We start from the raw sequence: 3,774 nt of genomic DNA on the forward strand, positions 1-3,774 counted from the left end.
TCACTACTTCTTATATGCTTGTAAGTACATAATTTTTGCAGTCATGACACAAGAAAAGCTCCCTCACAGGAAGGAGCTTTGTCTACAGTCTGGGAACCTGCTTTTGCAGGTTCTTTTTTGCAGTCCGCCGGACTGCCGACAGGGTGCTTGGAAGGAGTGTGGCAAATATGAGGAAGAGAATGCTTTCAGGTATCAGAGACTTATTGATTGTCCTGTTCTGTCTGGTGGAGAGAACGTTATTACAGATTCTTCTTGCAGTACCCGTTCCGGTCAGAATAGTTCTTATGGGAATACTGGGAGCAAAGTATTTGGAGTGTCTGTTCTGTACAAGCCTTAGTATGACAATCCTTACCGTTGTGATGACGGTCTTTGTCGCAACAAATATCAAGAAGTGGAACGCAGAATTTCAGATCATATATGTGACGGCAAGACTCAGAAAGCGTTCACGGAAAAAGGCATATAATTTCAGAATAAACTAGAGAATCTACGGGCAGCCGAAAGGCCGCCCATTTTTTTAGCCAGATAATGTACCATCTTTGGGAGCAGAATGAGCCACGGATTGTACCAAAAAGGAAAGAACAGGCATTCCCTACATTTGTGTACCAATATGCGCCCAAGATTGACCCAAATCTGGGCGGAAACCGGTACAGAGAATGGTTCGCTTTTGAAAGAAAAAGGCATGACACGATACACAGAACGACCGGCAGCGGTCACATGTTTTCAGAAGGTTCCCGTAAGGGAACTTATTTTTTAGAATAAGCTGCGCAGAACCTTACGGTGCAGTCTAAGGTCTGCGTAAAGAACTTTCTTGTAAACATTGTTTACAAATTTTGCAAATAACGTCCCGTTTACACGTCGTCACAGACCCTTGCGGCTTGTAAACAAGTTCACTTAAAAAATGCCCGTTTTACGGGCGTTCTGGCACTCTCGTTTACAGTTGTAAACAATGTTTACAGAAAAGTGCCAATATTCTGACGGCTCGTTTACAGGCTCAAACCCGCATGGTTACGGAGTTTTCGCAGAAATCTCATTGCTTTCTCCGCTAAAGGCTCCGGAAAGCAAAAAGGGCATAAGCAGAGCTTGTCACATCTGCGATGTAAAAGAATGAAAAATGCTTTTGAAAAGAGAACTGAAAAATAAGAAAAGCTACACCTTATGGCAGGCTTATTTTTCACAAAATCATTTTCCAAAAGATAAGCAGAGAAGAAAGGCTCGAAAAAACAGTTGTACCAACGAGTGGTTGCAGGAAGAATGTTTGACATCCTGTGTCGAAACATTCATAATAAAATACAGGATAAAAGTAAGGGAAAGCGAAAGGAGAAAGCAGCATGGAATTAGAGAAGTTTGAGGAAGTATATCAGGTACTGGAAGCACAGAAGGAAAAGGACGAGACCACCGCAGAACTGTATGCAGATATAAAGGAGTTTGCCTACAAGTATGCAACGATGCGGTATCGGTTCAGTGAAATGAGCAGAGAAGAGAAAGCCGAGAACGACAGCTACCGCACCAGCCAGCACAACCGGTTCATGGACAGCGTCCGTATCTATTTCCGTTATCTACAGAACAACGGGGTGAGCGTGCCGGACATCAGCAAGCTGGAAGCGGATCGAAAGATTTTCGGTAATTTTGCCTGTTACTATATTTTCCGCATTGAGTGTGAACAGGCATAGAGAAAAGCCTGTTCCCCCAAAAACCGCCAATCCTCTTGACAAAACCGAAAAAATGTGCTAATTTCTGAGTAGGTTGAGACATCAAGTTACTTGTGTCTCTTTTTTTGACTGATAATTCAGGAAAAGAAGAGATCAGGTTCAGATGTATGTTTCAACTTTGAGAAAGTGCAAAAAGAAATTTAAACATACATCTGGGTTTGTTTTAGAAACAAGTCGGATGTATGTTTTTTTATGAAATCAGACGGCGGCGTGGACTATCAGAAAAAACGGATGCAAAGGAGAAAAACGGATGAGCGGCAACACGCAAAAAGAAAAAGTCTACAGAACAGCAATGCGGATTTGCAGAATGTGGGGAGTGGCAGAAACTTTGGATAGCGGGATACCGCCTTATGAAACTCCCATAGCTACACAGTCTGCGGAGAATGAAAAGCTGGTTCTGCAATGGGCAGAGGAATATGTACAGCTACGTGAGAATGGCGAAGAACTCTGGAGATTCTTTGAAAAGAAGATAAAGAATCTACGCAAGCCGGAGCAGAAATAGTACTATTATCATTTCTACAGGGGAATTATCATTTCCTTATATCTTCTATATTACTATGCCTGCAAAAATCACAGAAAGCACAAGTGTTGTCTGAAAAACATACCGAAGGACTTGTTGGAGGTTCATGTGGTATGGGTATTGCGTGAGTTTTTAAGGGACGATGAAAACCTCATAAGTCTTGCGGTAGATATTTCGGAATATTACAAAAAGCTATATACGGACAATGGCTATATTGCGGTCTTGGAGAATGAGCTAAAGGAGACGGAAAAAGGAATTGCCAATTTGATTAAAGTCATTGAAAAAGGTGTGATTTCAGATGCCGTGACAAGCCGTCTGGAGAAGCTGGAGAAAGACAAAGCCAATCTGAAAGAAGCCATGGAAGCTGAAAAATTAAAATACGCTCTGGCAGAGGACGAGAACAGCATCAAGAAATATTTCGATATGTATGCAAAAGCCGACTTTGATGATGAGGACACCAGAAACAAAATTCTGGACTACTTCATAGATAAGATATATGTATATAATGACCGTTTGGTTATTACATGGTGGTATTGCGATGACAGAACAACCATTGAACTGGATACGCTAACGGAGATCACAGAACTCCAGGACAAAAGGTCTAACAGAAAGTGTTCGACATTGACACAGATAACTCCATAGAAAAAGTGCCGTTTTTGCGGCACTTTTTATTTTTCGTGTGTGCATTATTGAGGACTGATTCGCTGCAAAAGAGCATCCTGCAATACCTGTGAAAAGTTAATATTCATTGCAACAGCAGCTTCATTCAGCCATTCGGGAATAGTCAATGTTTTTTTAACAGCTTTGTTATTAAAACGTTTGCGATATTCCAGGGTATCGCATGCAACCATACTTAAAAAGGAATCCGCAGTAACTTTGATGCCTGACATTTTGGAGGGCTGTGGAATGGGGCGTTGGTCCTTTTCATATCCATAGAGAATAAGCGCGAGGGCATCTTCAGCCATAAACAGAGCATCAGCCAGTGTGTCGCCGCAGGTATAACAACCTTCCAAATCGGGAAAATATACAGAATAACCTCCATCTGGTTCAGAAGTAAAAATAGCGGGATAAACATATTTAGACATAAGAATCTCCTTTCTAAGAATCCATTCCGGCATCGCGCAAAATAGCAATGGCAGTTCCGGTTTTTATTTCCTTTTTGTGTCGAGGAACAGCAAACTGTTTTCCCGTCACAGAGCTATACCAAATATCATGATTGCTTCCGTGGCGGATAAGAGAACAACCATTTTTCTTTAATAGTTTTAGCAGTTCGTTTGTTTTCATTGATATCCTTTCTTAAATTATAATACGTGTAAACACGTGTGTCAATAAGCAGAAAAAAACACCTCAAATAATAAGCCTAAATGTTTAGATGATTGGCATATTATTTGAAGTGTTTTTAGATATTTTTAGCATACTGTTTTTTGAAAAAATTGTCAATGAAAAGAAGAGGTCAGATGAAAAACCTAACTTTTTTATTTAAATTCCACCGCCCGCTTAGGCGGTGGAATTTACTCCCGCACAGTTGATATTTACTCTTTCATA

At 40.8% G+C, this 3,774-nt stretch carries 6 protein-coding genes; 4 read left to right on the plus strand and 2 right to left on the minus strand.

Features of this window, described 5'->3' with window-relative positions:
• The first annotated feature begins 167 nt into the window (after window positions 1-167).
• From OCV96_RS19245 to OCV96_RS19260, 4 genes are all read left to right on the plus strand, one after another.
• Window positions 168-479, plus strand: a complete 312-nt coding sequence (locus OCV96_RS19245; protein ID WP_227733308.1) for a hypothetical protein — start codon at window positions 168-170, stop codon at window positions 477-479.
• Window positions 480-1,328: 849 nt separating this feature from the next.
• On the plus strand, window positions 1,329-1,670 hold the full coding sequence (locus OCV96_RS19250; protein WP_227733307.1) for a hypothetical protein: 342 nt from the start codon (window positions 1,329-1,331) through the stop codon (window positions 1,668-1,670).
• Window positions 1,671-1,959: 289 nt separating this feature from the next.
• Window positions 1,960-2,211: a hypothetical protein gene (locus OCV96_RS19255; RefSeq protein WP_227733306.1), complete on the plus strand. Its 252-nt coding sequence runs from the start codon at window positions 1,960-1,962 to the stop codon at window positions 2,209-2,211.
• 126 nt (window positions 2,212-2,337) lie between these two features.
• The gene (locus OCV96_RS19260; protein WP_227063921.1) at window positions 2,338-2,871 is read left to right on the plus strand and encodes a hypothetical protein; all 534 of its coding nucleotides are present in this window, start codon (window positions 2,338-2,340) and stop codon (window positions 2,869-2,871) included.
• Window positions 2,872-2,915: 44 nt separating this feature from the next.
• Here the strand turns inward: OCV96_RS19260 and OCV96_RS19265 are convergent, their stop codons facing one another.
• Both OCV96_RS19265 and OCV96_RS19270 read right to left on the minus strand, forming a co-directional pair.
• The gene (locus OCV96_RS19265; RefSeq protein WP_227063920.1) at window positions 2,916-3,314 is read right to left on the minus strand and encodes a type II toxin-antitoxin system HicB family antitoxin; all 399 of its coding nucleotides are present in this window, start codon (window positions 3,312-3,314) and stop codon (window positions 2,916-2,918) included.
• Between the two features lie 13 nt (window positions 3,315-3,327).
• On the minus strand, window positions 3,328-3,513 hold the full coding sequence (locus tag OCV96_RS19270) for a type II toxin-antitoxin system HicA family toxin (RefSeq protein WP_118546760.1): 186 nt from the start codon (window positions 3,511-3,513) through the stop codon (window positions 3,328-3,330).
• Window positions 3,514-3,774 lie beyond the last annotated feature (261 nt).

It is taken from the genome of Waltera acetigignens, assembly GCF_025567015.1.
GTDB lineage: Bacteria > Bacillota > Clostridia > Lachnospirales > Lachnospiraceae > Acetatifactor > Acetatifactor acetigignens.

Excerpts from the sequence above, each read along its gene's own strand:
- OCV96_RS19245 (WP_227733308.1), top strand. The coding sequence starts at position 168 with ATGAGGAAGAGAATGCTTTCAGGTATCAGAGACTTATTGATTGTCCTG.
- OCV96_RS19250 (WP_227733307.1), top strand. The coding sequence starts at position 1,329 with ATGGAATTAGAGAAGTTTGAGGAAGTATATCAGGTACTGGAAGCACAG.
- OCV96_RS19255 (WP_227733306.1), top strand. The coding sequence starts at position 1,960 with ATGAGCGGCAACACGCAAAAAGAAAAAGTCTACAGAACAGCAATGCGG.
- OCV96_RS19265 (WP_227063920.1), bottom strand. The coding sequence starts at position 3,314 with ATGTCTAAATATGTTTATCCCGCTATTTTTACTTCTGAACCAGATGGA.
- OCV96_RS19270 (WP_118546760.1), bottom strand. The coding sequence starts at position 3,513 with ATGAAAACAAACGAACTGCTAAAACTATTAAAGAAAAATGGTTGTTCT.